This window comes from Rouxiella sp. S1S-2 (genome assembly GCF_009208105.1).
Classification (GTDB): Bacteria; Pseudomonadota; Gammaproteobacteria; order Enterobacterales; family Enterobacteriaceae; genus Rouxiella.
On the sequence record NZ_WFKL01000001.1, the window covers coordinates 620,088 to 635,588 of the forward strand.

The window sequence follows — 15,501 nt, forward strand, 5'->3', positions numbered from 1 at the left end:
GAGAGTCGCTGATGTTACAACCAAAGCGTACAAAATTCCGTAAGGTGCACAAAGGCCGCAACCGTGGTCTTGCGCAAGGTACGGATGTGAGCTTCGGCACTTACGGTCTGAAAGCTGTTGGCCGTGGTCGCCTGACTGCTCGTCAAATTGAAGCAGCACGTCGTGCGATGACCCGTGCAGTTAAGCGTCAAGGTAAGATCTGGATCCGTGTATTCCCGGACAAACCGATCACCGAGAAGCCACTTGAAGTTCGTATGGGTAAAGGTAAGGGTAACGTGGAGTATTGGGTTGCCCTGATCCAGCCTGGTAAAGTCCTGTACGAAATGGACGGTGTGCCTGAAGAGCTGGCGCGTGAAGCATTCCAGCTTGCAGCAGCGAAACTGCCTATTAAAACCACCTTTGTAACTAAGACGGTGATGTAATGAAAGCAAAAGAGCTGCGTGAAAAAAGCGTGGAAGAGCTGAACGTTGAGCTTCTGAACCTGTTGCGTGAGCAGTTTAACCTGCGCATGCAAACGGCCAGCGGCCAGCTGCAGCAAACACACACGTTGAAGCAAGTGCGTCGTGATGTTGCACGTGTGAAGACTTTACTGACTGAGAAGGCGGGCGCGTAATGAGTGACAAGATCCGTACTCTGCAAGGTCGTGTGATCAGTGACAAGATGGAAAAATCTATCGTTGTTGCGATTGAGCGTTTCGTGAAGCACCCAATCTACGGTAAATTCATCAAGCGTACGACTAAGCTGCACGTACATGACGAGAACAACGAATGCGGTATCGGCGACGTCGTTGAAATTAGCGAATGCCGTCCGCTGTCTAAGACTAAGTCTTGGACACTGGTTCGCGTTGTAGAGAAAGCAATTCTGTAATAGAATCGCGCTCTCGAAAATGAATAAGCGGCTCATGGAGACCTGGGCCGTTTATTTTTTCTACCCATAATGAAGAAGCAGTGTTATAATGCTGCGCCCTCATTTGTGGGGATTTCTATATGGCCTATTGTTAGGTCTTATAAGTTGTAGTTGACATTAGCGGAGCACTAACATGATCCAAGAACAGACTATGCTGACCGTGGCCGACAACTCCGGTGCACGTCGCGTAATGTGTATCAAGGTTCTGGGTGGCTCGCACCGTCGCTACGCAGGCGTTGGCGATATCATCAAAATTACCATCAAGGAAGCAATTCCACGTGGTAAGGTGAAGAAAGGCGACGTGCTGAAGGCGGTAGTGGTGCGCACCAAGAAGGGTGTTCGTCGCCCGGACGGTTCTGTCATTCGCTTCGATGGCAATGCATGCGTTATTTTAAATAATAACAGCGAGCAGCCAATCGGCACGCGTATTTTTGGGCCGGTAACTCGTGAACTGCGTAATGAGAAGTTCATGAAAATTATCTCTCTGGCACCAGAAGTACTCTAAGGAGCGAAACCATGGCAGCGAAAATCCGTCGTGATGACGAAGTTATCCTGCTTACCGGCAAAGATAAAGGTAAGCGTGGTAAAGTAAAAAATGTCCTGTCTTCTGGCAAGGTCATTGTTGAAGGTATCAACCTGGTTAAGAAACATCAGAAGCCTCAACCGGCTCTGAACCAACCAGGCGGCATCGTTGAAAAAGAAGCTGCAGTTCAAGTTTCTAACGTTGCGATCTTCAACACGGCAACCGGTAAGGCTGACCGTGTAGGCTTTAGATTCGAAGACGGCAAAAAAGTCCGTTTCTTCAAGTCTAACAGCGTAACTATCAAGTAATTTGGAGTAGTACGATGGCGAAACTGCATGATTACTACAAAGACGATGTCGTAAAGAAACTCATGTCTGAGTTTAATTACAATTCTGTCATGCAAGTCCCTCGGGTCGAGAAGATCACCCTGAACATGGGTGTTGGTGAAGCGATCGCTGATAAGAAACTGCTGGATAACGCAGCAGCTGACTTAGCAGCAATCTCCGGTCAAAAGCCGTTCATCACCAAAGCACGCAAATCAGTTGCAGGCTTCAAAATCCGTCAGGGCTATCCGATCGGCTGTAAAGTAACCCTGCGTGGCGAACGCATGTGGGAATTCTTTGAGCGTCTGATCTCTATTGCTGTACCACGTATCCGTGACTTCCGTGGCTTGTCCGCTAAGTCATTCGACGGCCGTGGTAACTACAGCATGGGCGTGCGTGAACAGATCATCTTCCCGGAAATCGACTATGACAAAGTCGATCGCGTTCGTGGTTTGGATATTACCATCACCACTACTGCGAAATCCGATGATGAAGGCCGCGCTCTGCTGGCTGCCTTTAACTTCCCGTTCCGTAAGTAAGGTAAGGGTTACTAATGGCTAAGCAATCCATGAAAGCACGCGAAGTCAAGCGCGTGAAATTAGCTGACAAATTCTTCGCCAAACGCGTTGAACTGAAAGCGACAATCTCTAACGTGAACGCTTCCGACGAAGAACGTTGGGATGCCGTTCTTAAGCTGCAGACTCTGCCGCGTGATTCCAGCCCGTCTCGTCAGCGTAATCGCTGCCGTCAAACTGGTCGTCCGCACGCTTTCTTGCGGAAGTTCGGGTTGAGCCGTATTAAAGTCCGTGAAGCCGCCATGCGCGGTGAAATTCCGGGCCTTAAAAAGGCTAGCTGGTAATTGTCACCAATTGAATCACGGGAGTAATGACAGATGAGCATGCAAGATCCGATCGCGGATATGCTGACCCGTATCCGTAACGGTCAGGCCGCGAACAAAGTTGCGGTCACCATGCCTTCCTCTAAGCTGAAACTGGCAATTGCCAACGTGCTTAAAGAAGAAGGCTACATTGAAGAATTTAAAATCGAAGGCGACGCCAAACCTGAACTGGAATTAGTACTGAAGTACTTCCAGGGCAAGGCAGTGGTAGAGAGCATTCAACGAATCAGCCGTCCTGGCCTGCGCATCTACAAGAAAAAAGATGAGCTGCCAAAGGTTATGGCCGGTTTGGGTATCGCTGTTATTTCTACCTCTAAAGGTGTTATGACTGATCGTGCAGCTCGCCAGGCTGGTCTTGGTGGCGAGATTATCTGCTACGTAGCTTAATCGGGAGGAAAGCATGTCTCGTGTTGCAAAAGCACCCGTCGTCATTCCTGCCGGCGTAGAGGTAAAACTCAACGGTCAGGTAATTTCGGTAAAGGGTAAAAACGGCGAGCTGTCACGTACTATCCATGACGCCGTTGAAGTTAAACAGGAAGAAAACGCACTGACTTTCGCTCCACGCGAAGGTTTTGCAAACGCATGGGCCCAAGCGGGTACCACTCGTGCACTGTTAAACGCAATGGTTGTAGGTGTTACCGACGGCTTCACTAAAAAGCTTCAATTGGTTGGTGTTGGTTATCGTGCTGCCATCAAAGGCAACGCGGTGAGTTTGGCCCTGGGCTTCTCTCACCCTGTCGAGCACCAACTGCCGGAAGGCATTACTGCAGAATGTCCAAGTCAAACTGAAATCGTGCTGAAAGGCGCCGATAAGCAGATGATTGGTCAAGTTGCTGCAGATATACGTGCCTACCGTCGTCCTGAGCCTTATAAAGGCAAGGGTGTCCGTTACGCCGACGAAGTCGTGCGTACCAAAGAGGCTAAGAAGAAGTAAGGTAACACTATGGATAAGAAATCTGCTCGTATCCGTCGTGCGACCCGCGCACGCCGCAAGCTCAAAGAATTGGGTGCGACACGTCTGGTGGTACATCGTACCCCGCGTCATATTTACGCACAGGTGATTGCACCTAACGGTTCTGAAGTATTAGTTGCTGCTTCTACAGTAGAAAAAACTATTACTGAGCAATTGAAGTATACCGGTAACAAAGATGCCGCAACTGCTGTAGGTAAAGCTATTGCTGAACGCGCATTGGAAAAAGGGATTTCGAAAGTATCCTTTGACCGTTCTGGTTTCCAATATCATGGTCGAGTCCAGGCACTGGCAGATGCTGCCCGTGAAGCTGGCCTTCAGTTCTAAGGTAGAGGTGTAAGATGTCACACATCGAAAAACAAGCTGGCGAACTGCAGGAAAAGCTGATCGCGGTAAACCGCGTATCTAAAACCGTAAAAGGTGGCCGTATTTTCAGCTTTACCGCACTGACAGTAGTTGGTGATGGTAACGGTCGCGTTGGTTTTGGCTACGGCAAAGCACGCGAAGTTCCGGCAGCGATCCAGAAAGCGATGGAGAAAGCCCGTCGCAATATGTTAAATGTCGCGCTGAACAGCGGCACCCTGCAGCACCCTGTTAAAGGTGCTCATACGGGTTCCCGTGTGTTCATGCAGCCGGCTTCAGAAGGTACCGGTATTATCGCCGGTGGTGCAATGCGCGCCGTCCTGGAAGTCGCAGGGGTACACAACGTATTAGCCAAAGCTTATGGTTCTACTAACCCGATTAACGTGGTTCGTGCAACTATCGCAGCTCTGGAAGATATGAAGTCCCCAGAAATGGTCGCTGCCAAGCGTGGTAAGTCCGTCGAAGAAATTCTAGGGAAATAACCATGGCAAAGACTATTAAAGTAACTCAAACAAAAAGCAGCATCGGTCGTTTGCCGAAACACAAGCAAACTTTGACTGGTTTAGGTCTGCGTCGTATTGGTCACACTGTAGAACGTGAGGATACTCCTTCTGTTCGCGGCATGATCAATCTGGTTTCCTACATGGTTAAGGTTGAGGAGTAAGAGATGCGTTTAAATACTCTGTCTCCGGCTGACGGTGCCAAGCAGGCGCCAAGGCGTGTAGGTCGTGGTATTGGTTCTGGCCTGGGTAAAACCGGCGGCCGTGGTCACAAAGGTCAGAACTCACGTTCTGGCGGTGGCGTACGTCGCGGGTTTGAAGGTGGTCAGATGCCTTTATATCGTCGTTTGCCGAAATTCGGCTTCACCTCTCGCAAAGCTATGATCACGGCAGAAGTTCGTCTGTCTGAACTGGCTCTTGTTGAAGGCGACGTAATCGACCTGAACACGCTGAAAGCCGCTAACGTAATTGGTATCCAGATCGAGTTCGCGAAAGTAATCCTTTCAGGCGAAGTTACTCGTCCGGTAACCGTACGTGGTCTGCGTGTCACCAAAGGCGCTCGTGTTGCTATCGAAGCTGCTGGCGGTAAAATAGAGGAATAAGTAGCAGATGGCTAAGCAACCGGGATTAGATTTTCAAAGTGCTAAAGGTGGACTTGGCGAGCTGAAGCGCAGACTTTTGTTTGTTATCGGTGCGCTGATTGTTTTCCGTATCGGCTCTTTTATTCCGATCCCTGGTATTGATGCCACTGTACTTGCTAAATTGCTCGAGCAGCAAAGAGGCACCATCATTGAAATGTTTAACATGTTCTCTGGTGGTGCTCTTAGCCGTGCTTCGATCTTTGCTCTGGGGATCATGCCGTATATTTCGGCATCGATCATTATCCAGCTGTTAACGGTGGTTCATCCAGCGCTTGCAGAAATAAAGAAAGAAGGGGAGGCTGGCCGTCGTAAGATTAGTCAGTATACCCGCTACGGTACGCTGGTATTGGCCGTATTCCAATCAATCGGTATTGCTACCGGTTTACCGAATATGCCTGGTATGCAAGGTCTGGTGTTAAACCCAGGCCTTTCATTCTACTTTACTGCAGTTGTGAGCTTGGTTACTGGGACAATGTTCCTGATGTGGCTGGGTGAACAGATTACTGAACGTGGTATCGGTAACGGTATTTCGATTATAATCTTTGCGGGTATCGTAGCGGGTCTCCCGCCAGCTGTTGGTCATACTATCGAACAAGCTAGACAAGGCGACCTGCACTTCCTCCTGTTGCTGTTGGTTGCAGTATTAGTGTTTGCAGTGACGTTCTTTGTTGTGTTTATGGAACGTGGTCAACGTCGTATCGTCGTTAACTATGCCAAACGTCAGCAAGGTCGTCGTGTATATGCAGCACAGAGCACACACTTACCGTTGAAAGTGAATATGGCCGGCGTAATACCTGCTATCTTTGCTTCCAGCATCATTCTGTTCCCGGCCACGATTGCATCTTGGTTCGGTGGCGGAACTGGTTGGAACTGGCTGACAACAATTTCGCTGTATTTGCAGCCTGGGCAACCGCTTTATGTGTTACTCTATGCTACTGCAATCATCTTCTTCTGTTTCTTTTATACTGCGTTGGTTTTCAACCCACGTGAGACAGCAGATAACCTGAAGAAGTCCGGTGCATTTGTACCAGGAATTCGTCCGGGAGAGCAAACGGCGAAGTATATTGATAAAGTAATGACCCGCCTGACTTTGGTCGGCGCGATGTATATTACTTTCATCTGCCTTATCCCGGAGTTCATGCGTGACGCAATGAAAGTTCCTTTCTACTTTGGTGGCACATCGCTACTCATCGTAGTTGTGGTCATCATGGACTTTATGGCTCAAGTGCAAACTCTGATGATGTCAAGTCAGTATGAGTCTGCGCTGAAGAAAGCAAACCTGAAAGGCTATAATCGCTAATCTGGTGTGTTTGCGAAGTAACGGAGAGTAAAAATGAAAGTTCGTGCTTCCGTCAAGAAATTATGTCGTAACTGCAAAATTGTTAAGCGTAACGGTGTCGTTCGCGTAATCTGCAGCGCCGAGCCGAAGCATAAACAGCGTCAAGGCTGATTATCTCGCATATTTTTCTTGCAAAGTTGGGTTGAGCTGGCTAGATTAGCCAGCCAATCTTTTGTATGTAAGCTGCATCACTATTTGAGTATCCTGAAAACGGGCTTTTCAGAATGGTGTTGCCGTATATAAATAGTAGGAGTGCATAGTGGCCCGTATAGCAGGCATTAACATTCCTGATCAGAAACATACCGTGATCGCATTAACTTCGATCTACGGTATCGGTAAGACCCGCTCACAGGCTATCTGTGCTGCGTCTGGTATTGCTGAAAATGTTAAGATCAGAGAGCTGTCTGAAGAGCAAATCGAATTGCTGCGTGACGAAGTCGCCAAGTTCATTGTTGAAGGTGATCTGCGTCGTGAAGTCACCCTGAGCATCAAGCGTCTTATGGACCTTGGAACTTATCGTGGTTTGCGTCATCGTCGTGGTCTTCCAGTACGCGGTCAGCGTACCAAGACTAACGCACGTACCCGTAAGGGTCCGCGCAAACCGATCAAGAAATAATCGGGGTGATAGAATAAATGGCAAAGGCACCTGTTCGTACACGTAAGCGTGTAAGAAAACAAGTCTCTGACGGCGTGGCTCATATCCATGCGTCTTTCAACAACACCATTGTGACTATTACCGATCGTCAGGGTAATGCTTTGGGTTGGGCAACAGCTGGTGGTTCCGGTTTCCGTGGTTCTCGTAAATCCACTCCGTTCGCAGCTCAGGTTGCAGCAGAGCGCTGTGCAGATGCAGTGAAAGAGTACGGTATCAAGAATCTGGAAGTTATGGTTAAAGGACCTGGTCCTGGTCGTGAGTCTACTATCCGCGCGTTAAACGCGGCTGGTTTCCGCATCACTAATATTACTGATGTGACTCCTATCCCTCATAACGGTTGTCGTCCGCCGAAAAAGCGTCGCGTATAACGCTGCTTTTAGGATTGTTGGAGAGAGAAAATGGCAAGATATTTGGGTCCTAAGCTCAAGCTTAGCCGTCGTGAGGGCACAGATTTATTCCTTAAGTCTGGCGTTCGCGCGATCGATACCAAGTGTAAGATTGATCAAGCTCCTGGTCAGCACGGTGCGCGTAAACCGCGTCTGTCTGACTATGGCGTGCAGTTACGTGAAAAGCAAAAAGTTCGCCGTACCTACGGTGTTCTGGAGCGCCAGTTCCGTAACTACTACCAAGAAGCAGCCCGCCTGAAGGGCAACACCGGTGAAAACCTGTTGCAACTTCTGGAAGGTCGTCTGGATAACGTTGTTTACCGTATGGGCTTCGGCGCTACGCGTGCAGAGTCACGTCAGCTGGTTAGCCACAAAGCTGTTATGGTAAACGGTCGCGTTGTCAACATCGCTTCTTATCAGGTATCTCCGAATGACGTTGTCAGCATCCGTGAGAAAGCTAAAAAGCAATCTCGCGTGAAGGCCGCTTTGGAGTTGGCTGAACAGCGTGAAAAGCCGACTTGGCTTGAAGTTGATGCTGCTAAGATGGAAGGTCAGTTCAAACGTATTCCTGAACGTACCGATCTGTCAGCTGACATTAACGAACACCTGATCGTCGAGCTTTACTCTAAGTAAAGCTTAGTACCAAAGAGAGGACACAATGCAGGGTTCTGTGACAGAGTTTCTAAAACCGCGCCTGGTAGATATCGAGCAAGTCAGTTCGACGCACGCCAAGGTGACCCTTGAGCCTTTAGAACGTGGCTTTGGCCATACTTTAGGCAACGCACTGCGCCGTATTCTGCTTTCATCCATGCCGGGTTGCGCGGTGACCGAGGTTGAGATTGATGGTGTACTGCATGAGTACAGCACCAAAGAAGGCGTACAGGAAGATATCCTGGAAATCCTGCTCAACCTGAAAGGGCTGGCGGTGAGAGTTCAAGGGAAAGATGAAGTTATTCTTACCCTGAATAAGTCTGGCATTGGCCCTGTGACTGCAGCCGATATCACCCATGATGGTGATGTCGAAATCGTCAAGCCGCAACACGTTATCTGCCACCTGACCGATGAAAACGCTGCTATCAGCATGCGTATCAAAGTTCAGCGCGGCCGGGGTTATGTGCCGGCGTCTGCCCGAATTCATTCGGAAGAAGATGAGCGCCCAATTGGTCGTCTGTTAGTAGATGCATGCTACAGCCCTGTAGAGCGAATTGCCTACAATGTTGAAGCAGCGCGTGTAGAACAGCGTACTGATTTGGACAAGCTGGTTATCGAAATGGAAACCAACGGTACGATCGATCCTGAAGAGGCGATCCGTCGTGCGGCAACCATTCTTGCTGAACAACTTGAAGCTTTTGTTGATTTACGTGATGTACGTCAACCAGAAGTCAAAGAAGAGAAGCCGGAGTTCGATCCAATCCTGCTGCGCCCTGTTGACGATCTGGAATTGACTGTCCGCTCTGCTAACTGCCTCAAAGCAGAAGCAATCCACTACATCGGTGATCTGGTACAGCGTACCGAAGTTGAGCTTCTTAAGACGCCTAACTTAGGTAAAAAATCTCTTACTGAGATTAAAGACGTACTTGCTTCCCGTGGTTTGTCTCTGGGCATGCGCCTGGAAAACTGGCCACCGGCAAGTATTGCTGACGAGTAACCGGATCACAGGTTAAGGTTTTACTGAGAAGGATAAGGTCATGCGCCATCGTAAGAGTGGTCGTCAACTGAACCGTAACAGCAGCCACCGTACGGCTATGTTCCGTAACATGGCCGGCTCTTTGGTTCGTCATGAAATAATCAAGACGACCCTGCCGAAAGCGAAAGAGCTGCGTCGCGTTGTTGAGCCGCTGATTACTCTTGCCAAGACCGACAACGTTGCAAATCGTCGTCTGGCATTCGCCCGTACTCGTGATAACGAGATCGTGGCAAAACTGTTTAATGAACTGGGCCCGCGTTTCGCGAGCCGTGCCGGTGGTTACACTCGTATTCTGAAGTGTGGTTTCCGTGCAGGCGACAATGCGCCGATGGCATACATCGAGCTCGTTGATCGTGCAGAATCAAGCGCAGAAGTAGCAACTGCTGAATAATCTGTAGATGCATGAAAAAGCCGGGCCTTAGTGCCCGGTTTTTTTACGTCTAAATTTTGCCTAGCCTCTGTTTTTGTAGGATCAAGTTTGTGCTGGCGATCCTCCTTCCCCTACGCTTTTGCACCTGACCGCGCTATGCTAGTTCTCTGCAGCCATTTTTGGATACGGTAATATTTGTCATCGATTGCTGACTAGGGTTGTCTAATTCGGGGTCGGCTTAATGGAGGTTTGCGTGTATAAAATTGGTGAATTGGCAAAGCTTGCTGACGTAATACCTGATACGGTTCGCTATTACGAAAAGCAGGGCATGATGTCTCTGGGAGAACGCAGTGAGGCAGGCTATCGTCTCTATACTGATAACGATCTGCAACGGCTACGATTTATTCGCTATGCCAAAACGATCGGCTTTACCTTAGATACCATCAAAGAATTGTTGTCGATCCGTATTGATCCCGCACATCATACTTGCCTCGAGTCAAAATCGATCGTCGAAAGCCGCTTGGCTGAAGTTGAACATAAGTTAAGTGAACTGATCCGCATGCGTGATTCACTGCAGCGTTTAAGTTCAGCATGCTGCGGTGGTGAACATTCAAGCAGCAGCTGTTCGATTCTTGAAGCGTTGGAAACTGGGGCGAGTGGTGATATTGCAAAAAGTGAAAATAGAGCATAAATTTATCAGCGCAGCACTAATGCTGCAGTCTGTTAATTTGACGAGGTTACTATGAGTCAGTATCAGCATAAAAAAGGTGTTATTCAGGATAATGCCATCCAGGCACTGTTGCACGACCCTCTATTTAGGCAGCGGGTAGAAAAAAATCTTAAAGGGAAAGGAAGCTATCGCCGTAAAGATAAAAAAGGCAAAGGAGCGAATTGGGAGGGCAGTGTTAACCTTTTTACATTATTCACGGTATAAAACGGTTAACACTGTTTTTCTGATTCATCAGCAATAAAAAAGCCATCGCTCAACGATGGCTTTTTTGTCAGTAAAATCTCGCTTAGAGTCTTGGTGTTTGCTGTTCTTTCAGCAAATCACGGATTTCCGCTAGCAGGGTTTCTTCCGCCGTTGGTTTAGACGGTGCTGGTGCCGCTTCTTCTTTCTTACGCAATTTATTCATCAAACTGATAGCACAGAAGATTGCTAACGCCACAATAAGGAAGTCGAAGATGTTCTGAATAAAGACGCCGTAGTGCATCACAACGGCAGGGGCCGCGCCTTGCGCTTCGCGTAAAACCCAGGCGAAAGATTTAAAATCAACGCCGCCAATAAGCAGTCCCAACGGAGGCATAATGATGTCGGCAACCAAAGATGAAACAATTTTGCCGAACGCTGCACCAATGATTACACCAACCGCAAGGTCGACAACGTTGCCGCGCATGGCAAATTCACGAAACTCTTTCAAAAAACTCATAAAATGACTCCTTGGAAAATCCACAAATTATGTCAATCAAAGTAAAGACCATTTGTAGCATATGCGCTACCAAAGTTGACAGTATTTGGTTAATTACCTGATAAATTTCGCTTCTTACAGAGCTATTAGAGGAAGAATGGGCTCGGTTGGAACAATCTTTCGACGTCGCGAACGAATTTTTTATCAGTGATAAACATCACAACGTGGTCACCCTGTTGAATACGGGTACTTCCGTTGGCAATAATGACTTCATTACCACGCACAATCGCACCAATCGTAGTGCCCGGTGGCAGTTTTATCTGCTCCACCGTGCGACCTACAACTTTAGAGGTGCTTTCATCGCCATGGGCAATAGCCTCAATGGCCTCTGCTACGCCGCGGCGCAGGGAAGAAACGCTGACAATATCCGCTTTACGTACGTGACCGAGCAGTGCAGAAATAGTCGCCTGCTGCGGTGAAATGGCAATATCAATAACGCTGCCCTGTACCAGGTCAACGTAGGCGCTGCGCTGAATAAGCACCATCGCTTTTTTGGCGCCCATGCGTTTTGCCAGCATTGCCGACATGATATTTGCCTCATCATCATTGGTGATGGCAATAAAGACGTCGACCTGCTCAATGTGCTCCTCTGCCAGCAGCTCCTGATCGGATGCATCGCCATAGAACACAATAGTATCCTGTAGCAACTCGGCTAGCTCTGCAGCTCGTTGCTGATCGCGTTCGATCAGTTTTACGCTGTAGTGTTTCTCAAGACGCAGAGCCAAACCCGCACCGACATTACCACCGCCGACAATCATAATGCGCTTGTACGGTTTCTCCAGACGTTGAAGTTCGCTCATTACCACGCGAATATGCTGCGATGCGGCAACAAAGAATACTTCGTCACCCGCCTCGATAATGGTTGAACCTTGTGGCCGAATCGGCCTGTCTTGACGGAATATTGCCGCGACTCGGGTGTCGATGTGCGGCATGTGCTCGCGCATCGCCGACAGCGCGCTACCCACTAATGGACCGCCGTAATAGGCTTTCACTGCCGCAATGCTGACCTTGCCTTCCGCAAAGTTAACGACCTGCAGCGCGCCAGGGTATTCAATCAGCTTGTAGATATAGTCGATGACCAACTGTTCTGGGGAGATCAGGTGGTCAATAGGCACGGCTTCGGGCTGGAAAAGCTTTTCAGACTCGCGGATGTACTCGGGAGAGCGTATCCGCGCAATACGATTAGGCGTATTAAACAGCGAATAGGCTATTTGGCATGCCACCATATTGGTTTCGTCAGAGTTGGTTACGGCAACCAGCATATCGGCATCTTCTGCTCCGGCCTCGCGTAAAACGCGCGGATGAGAGCCGTGTCCCTGAACGACGCGCAGATCAAATTTGTCCTGCAATTGGCGCAGACGCGTGGTGTTGGTATCAACAATAGTAATATCGTTGTTTTCTCCCACCAGATTTTCAGCCAGCGTACCGCCCACCTGGCCGGCACCGAGAATTATTATTTTCATCGCACTCTCTGTATTGCCTTATTTGTCGTCAAGAACCGTCGACTCAAAGAATCGAGGTTAGCCTTTAATTAGCTTAGCGTAATAGAAACCATCACCGCTTTCGGCATCAGGAAGATTTTGCCTACCTGGTTTAGCAACATCACCCGTCTCAACCAGCGTTGCGTCGGGGTGCAGTTTCAGGAAAGCGGAAATTTGCTGGCTATTTTCCTCAGGCAGAATAGAGCAGGTGGCATAAACCAGCACGCCCTGAGGTTTCAGGCTGGGCCAAATAGCCTCAAGAATTTCGGCCTGCAGGCGTGCCAGCTCTTCAATGTCGCTGTCTCGGCGTAACCACTTTATATCAGGATGACGACGTATAACGCCGGTTGCCGAGCAGGGAGCATCGAGCAGAATTTTGTCAAACATTTTCCCGCTAGCCCATATCTGAGGCTCACGACCGTCGCCCTGTTTGACTTCGGCGTGTAGACCCAGACGTTTTAGATTTTCATGCACGCGCAACAGTCTTTGCTCGTCGACATCAACCGCCAACACGTGGGCTTTCGGCGCCGCTTCGAGAATGTGAGTAGTTTTACCGCCTGGCGCACAGCATAAATCAAGGATAGTCTCGCCGTTCTGCGGGTCAAGCAGACTGACACTTCCCTGCGCCGAGGCATCCTGCACTGTTACCCAACCCTGGTCGAAACCGGGGAGTGCAGTTACGCCGCACGGCGTAGCCAAACGCAAAGCATCTGCATACTCCGGATGTGGGAAAGCTTCGATTTCAGCCTGTGCAAGTAGTGCCAGATAAGCATCGCGAGTGTGATGTTGACGGTTAACACGTAGCCACATCGGTGGACGCTGATTGTTGGCATCAACGATATGCTGCCACTGCTCTGGGTAGGCGTTTTTAATTCGTTTCAATAGCCAGCTGGGGTGCAGATAGCGGCTGTCGTTATTCTGCATCCGCTGGAGTAAATCAACCTGCTGACGCTGGAACTGGCGAAGTACGCCATTGATCAATCCTTTTAACTGCGGACGCTTTAACGCCACGGCTCCTTCAACGGTTTCAGCTAAAATAGCGTGTGCAGGGATGCGGGTATGCAGCATCTGATAAAGGCCTACCATCAGCAGGTAGTGCAGCGTGCGCTGCTTCCCGGTTAACGGCTTGGCCATCAGTTGCTGTAAACACCACTCCAGCTCAGGCAAAACGCGTAATGTGCCAAAACACAGCTCTTGCAGCAGCGACTTGTCTTTATCTGCAATACTTTTCTGCAGGCCTGGCAGGACGGCCGAGAGCGACTGGCCCTGATCCAGAACCTGGCTAATGGCTTTTGCAGCTATGCTGCGGAGGTTATATGTGTTTTTCATAGTCAAAAAAGCCGACCTCAGTCAGCATACCCACGTCGTAGGTGTAAAAGGGAGAGGGCAGAACCCGGTATCCTGATGGTAACGATGATACCGGGTGGCGTAGTTAGTCTAGCACCGTGCCGGGTGTGAACCATTCACTGCGTGAATTCAGCAGGTCCTGAGCAGACATCGGTTTTTTGCCCGCCGGCTGAAGCTGGGTGATATTGATCACGCCCTGCGCCGTGGCAACCTGAATGCCTTTTTTATCTGCCGCGAGTATTTTGCCTGGCTGAGCTGCGCTTTTCTCAAGGTCGATGACCTGAGCCTGCCAAACTTTTATCGGTTGTTCATCAATAACGAAATAGCTTACCGGCCACGGATTGAACGCGCGAATACAGCGCTCAAGCTGTTCGGCACTGAGAGACCAATCGAGACGCGCCTCTTCTTTACTCAGCTTTTCGGCGTAGCTCACCAGTGATTCGTCCTGAACCTCAGGCGTTGCCGTGCCTTGTTCGAGCTGTTGCAGAGTATGCAGCATGCCCTGTGGTCCGAGGTTGGCCAGTTTGTCATACAGTGATGCGCTGGTGTCGTGCGGCTCAATGGCGCAGGAGACTTTATGCAGCATGTCGCCGGTATCAAGGCCAACGTCCATTTGCATAATTGTGACACCAGTTTCAGCATCACCTGCCCACAGGGAACGCTGAATTGGCGCCGCGCCGCGCCAGCGAGGCAGTAAGGATCCGTGCACGTTTATGCAGCCCAGTTTCGGCATCGCCAACACTGCTTTGGGCAGGATCAAACCGTATGCCACCACCACCATCACGTCGGCCTGCAGGTCTGCCACTAACTGCTGGCTCTCTTCAGGACGCAGGGATTTGGGTTGGAAAACGGGAATCCCGTGCTGCAATGCCAATGTTTTGACCGGGCTTGGCGTCAGTTTGTTTCCGCGTCCGGCAGGACGATCGGGTTGGGTGAAAACGCCAACAATCTGATGCTCAGACGTCAAAAGCGCGTCAAGATGACGCGCTGCAAAATCAGGGGTTCCGGCGAATATTATCCGCAAAGCTTATTTCCTGTAATAAGGGCTTTAAAAGCGCCTGGGAAAATTGGCTTATTAAAAAAATAGCCTGTGATGACATGACACAATGCGCGAGGATTAGCCTCGTGCGTTGAGTTTTGCCAGTTTTTCCATTTTCTGACGGATGCGCTGACGCTTCAAAGGCGACAAGTAATCAACGAAGAGTTTGCCCACCAGATGGTCCATCTCATGCTGAATACAGATAGCCAGAAGTTCGTCGGCTTCAAGTTCGAAGCTGTTACCGTTTCTATCGAGCGCACGGATCTTCACGTTGGCTGCACGAGGCACCAAACCGCGTTGGTCAGGGATGGACAGGCAGCCTTCTTCAATACCCGTTTCGCCGCTTTTTTCGAGCAGTTCAGGGTTAATCAGCACCAGCTGTTGGCTTTTATCATCGGTTACATCAATAACGATGATGCGCTGGTGGATATTAACCTGCGTCGCGGCCAGTCCAATACCTTCTTCTGCATACATGGTTTCGAACATATCATCCACGATCTGCTGAATTTCGGCGTTAACTTCTTTGACTGGTTTAGCAACAATGCGAAGCCTGTCGTCTGGGAAATGCAATATTTGTAATACGGACATAAATCTCTGGATCTTT

27 protein-coding genes are annotated in these 15,501 nt (G+C 49.4%); 22 read left to right on the forward strand and 5 right to left on the reverse strand.

The annotated features are described in order from the left end of the window. The first annotated feature begins 11 nt into the window (after nt 1-11). From rplP to GA565_RS02980, 22 genes are all read left to right on the forward strand, one after another. Nucleotides 12-422, forward strand: a complete 411-nt coding sequence (gene rplP / locus GA565_RS02875) for a 50S ribosomal protein L16 (protein WP_009639183.1) — start codon at nt 12-14, stop codon at nt 420-422. Further along, nucleotides 422-613, forward strand: coding sequence for a 50S ribosomal protein L29 (gene rpmC / locus GA565_RS02880; RefSeq protein WP_009639184.1), 192 nt, complete (start codon nt 422-424; stop codon nt 611-613). Before rplP ends, rpmC begins: the two co-directional genes overlap by 1 nt. Further along, nucleotides 613-867 (forward strand): 30S ribosomal protein S17, encoded by a 255-nt coding sequence (rpsQ, locus tag GA565_RS02885; protein ID WP_009639185.1) that lies wholly within the window; start codon nt 613-615, stop codon nt 865-867. Before rpmC ends, rpsQ begins: the two co-directional genes overlap by 1 nt. 172 nt (nt 868-1,039) lie before the next feature. After that, a complete protein-coding gene (gene rplN / locus GA565_RS02890) occupies nt 1,040-1,411 on the forward strand; it encodes a 50S ribosomal protein L14 (RefSeq protein WP_008457164.1) in 372 nt (123 codons plus the stop codon). 11 nt (nt 1,412-1,422) lie between these two features. Beyond that, nucleotides 1,423-1,737 carry a 50S ribosomal protein L24 gene (rplX, locus tag GA565_RS02895; RefSeq protein WP_009639186.1) on the forward strand — a complete coding sequence of 105 codons (315 nt, stop codon included), beginning with the start codon at nt 1,423-1,425 and terminating at the stop codon, nt 1,735-1,737. A gap of 14 nt (nt 1,738-1,751) precedes the next feature. Then, nucleotides 1,752-2,291, forward strand: a complete 540-nt coding sequence (gene rplE / locus GA565_RS02900) for a 50S ribosomal protein L5 (RefSeq protein ID WP_017493969.1) — start codon at nt 1,752-1,754, stop codon at nt 2,289-2,291. A 14-nt stretch (nt 2,292-2,305) separates the two neighbouring features. Beyond that, on the forward strand, nt 2,306-2,611 hold the full coding sequence (rpsN, locus tag GA565_RS02905) for a 30S ribosomal protein S14 (RefSeq protein WP_055774049.1): 306 nt from the start codon (nt 2,306-2,308) through the stop codon (nt 2,609-2,611). Between the two features lie 33 nt (nt 2,612-2,644). Beyond that, the gene (rpsH, locus tag GA565_RS02910) at nt 2,645-3,037 is read left to right on the forward strand and encodes a 30S ribosomal protein S8 (protein ID WP_009639189.1); all 393 of its coding nucleotides are present in this window, start codon (nt 2,645-2,647) and stop codon (nt 3,035-3,037) included. A 13-nt stretch (nt 3,038-3,050) separates the two neighbouring features. Continuing rightward, nucleotides 3,051-3,584: a 50S ribosomal protein L6 gene (gene rplF, locus GA565_RS02915; protein ID WP_055774047.1), complete on the forward strand. Its 534-nt coding sequence runs from the start codon at nt 3,051-3,053 to the stop codon at nt 3,582-3,584. Nucleotides 3,585-3,593: 9 nt separating this feature from the next. Next, nucleotides 3,594-3,947: a 50S ribosomal protein L18 gene (gene rplR, locus GA565_RS02920; protein WP_009639191.1), complete on the forward strand. Its 354-nt coding sequence runs from the start codon at nt 3,594-3,596 to the stop codon at nt 3,945-3,947. 14 nt (nt 3,948-3,961) lie between these two features. Further along, nucleotides 3,962-4,465 carry a 30S ribosomal protein S5 gene (gene rpsE, locus GA565_RS02925; RefSeq protein WP_009639192.1) on the forward strand — a complete coding sequence of 168 codons (504 nt, stop codon included), beginning with the start codon at nt 3,962-3,964 and terminating at the stop codon, nt 4,463-4,465. 2 nt (nt 4,466-4,467) lie between these two features. Next, nucleotides 4,468-4,647, forward strand: a complete 180-nt coding sequence (rpmD, locus tag GA565_RS02930; RefSeq protein ID WP_009639193.1) for a 50S ribosomal protein L30 — start codon at nt 4,468-4,470, stop codon at nt 4,645-4,647. A gap of 3 nt (nt 4,648-4,650) precedes the next feature. Beyond that, nucleotides 4,651-5,085 carry a 50S ribosomal protein L15 gene (gene rplO, locus GA565_RS02935; RefSeq protein WP_055774045.1) on the forward strand — a complete coding sequence of 145 codons (435 nt, stop codon included), beginning with the start codon at nt 4,651-4,653 and terminating at the stop codon, nt 5,083-5,085. Between the two features lie 7 nt (nt 5,086-5,092). Beyond that, nucleotides 5,093-6,424 (forward strand): preprotein translocase subunit SecY, encoded by a 1,332-nt coding sequence (gene secY, locus GA565_RS02940; protein WP_055774042.1) that lies wholly within the window; start codon nt 5,093-5,095, stop codon nt 6,422-6,424. Between the two features lie 33 nt (nt 6,425-6,457). Beyond that, nucleotides 6,458-6,574: a 50S ribosomal protein L36 gene (rpmJ, locus tag GA565_RS02945; RefSeq protein WP_002227352.1), complete on the forward strand. Its 117-nt coding sequence runs from the start codon at nt 6,458-6,460 to the stop codon at nt 6,572-6,574. Nucleotides 6,575-6,722: 148 nt separating this feature from the next. Then, complete coding sequence (rpsM, locus tag GA565_RS02950) at nt 6,723-7,079, forward strand: 30S ribosomal protein S13 (protein WP_009639196.1); 357 nt, start codon at nt 6,723-6,725, stop codon at nt 7,077-7,079. 17 nt (nt 7,080-7,096) lie between these two features. Further along, nucleotides 7,097-7,486, forward strand: a complete 390-nt coding sequence (rpsK, locus tag GA565_RS02955; RefSeq protein ID WP_004929731.1) for a 30S ribosomal protein S11 — start codon at nt 7,097-7,099, stop codon at nt 7,484-7,486. A gap of 30 nt (nt 7,487-7,516) precedes the next feature. Next, nucleotides 7,517-8,137 (forward strand): 30S ribosomal protein S4, encoded by a 621-nt coding sequence (gene rpsD / locus GA565_RS02960; RefSeq protein WP_055774040.1) that lies wholly within the window; start codon nt 7,517-7,519, stop codon nt 8,135-8,137. A gap of 25 nt (nt 8,138-8,162) precedes the next feature. Continuing rightward, a complete protein-coding gene (gene rpoA / locus GA565_RS02965) occupies nt 8,163-9,152 on the forward strand; it encodes a DNA-directed RNA polymerase subunit alpha (RefSeq protein WP_002919219.1) in 990 nt (329 codons plus the stop codon). A gap of 40 nt (nt 9,153-9,192) precedes the next feature. Further along, the gene (rplQ, locus tag GA565_RS02970) at nt 9,193-9,582 is read left to right on the forward strand and encodes a 50S ribosomal protein L17 (RefSeq protein ID WP_009639198.1); all 390 of its coding nucleotides are present in this window, start codon (nt 9,193-9,195) and stop codon (nt 9,580-9,582) included. A 232-nt stretch (nt 9,583-9,814) separates the two neighbouring features. Next, entirely contained in the window at nt 9,815-10,252 is a 438-nt protein-coding gene (gene zntR, locus GA565_RS02975) for a Zn(2+)-responsive transcriptional regulator (RefSeq protein ID WP_152197295.1), read from the forward strand. 51 nt (nt 10,253-10,303) lie between these two features. Beyond that, complete coding sequence (locus tag GA565_RS02980) at nt 10,304-10,495, forward strand: alternative ribosome-rescue factor A (protein ID WP_152197296.1); 192 nt, start codon at nt 10,304-10,306, stop codon at nt 10,493-10,495. Between the two features lie 82 nt (nt 10,496-10,577). On the opposite strand, the gene mscL is transcribed toward GA565_RS02980, so the two are convergent. The 5 genes from mscL to def form a co-directional block, all read right to left on the reverse strand. Continuing rightward, entirely contained in the window at nt 10,578-10,991 is a 414-nt protein-coding gene (gene mscL, locus GA565_RS02985; protein ID WP_152197297.1) for a large-conductance mechanosensitive channel protein MscL, read from the reverse strand. Nucleotides 10,992-11,116: 125 nt separating this feature from the next. After that, nucleotides 11,117-12,493 (reverse strand): Trk system potassium transporter TrkA, encoded by a 1,377-nt coding sequence (gene trkA / locus GA565_RS02990; protein WP_152197298.1) that lies wholly within the window; start codon nt 12,491-12,493, stop codon nt 11,117-11,119. Nucleotides 12,494-12,550: 57 nt separating this feature from the next. Further along, nucleotides 12,551-13,840 carry a 16S rRNA (cytosine(967)-C(5))-methyltransferase RsmB gene (rsmB, locus tag GA565_RS02995; RefSeq protein WP_152197299.1) on the reverse strand — a complete coding sequence of 430 codons (1,290 nt, stop codon included), beginning with the start codon at nt 13,838-13,840 and terminating at the stop codon, nt 12,551-12,553. 103 nt (nt 13,841-13,943) lie between these two features. After that, a complete protein-coding gene (gene fmt, locus GA565_RS03000) occupies nt 13,944-14,882 on the reverse strand; it encodes a methionyl-tRNA formyltransferase (RefSeq protein WP_152197300.1) in 939 nt (312 codons plus the stop codon). Nucleotides 14,883-14,975: 93 nt separating this feature from the next. Next, entirely contained in the window at nt 14,976-15,485 is a 510-nt protein-coding gene (def, locus tag GA565_RS03005) for a peptide deformylase (RefSeq protein WP_152197301.1), read from the reverse strand. Nucleotides 15,486-15,501 lie beyond the last annotated feature (16 nt).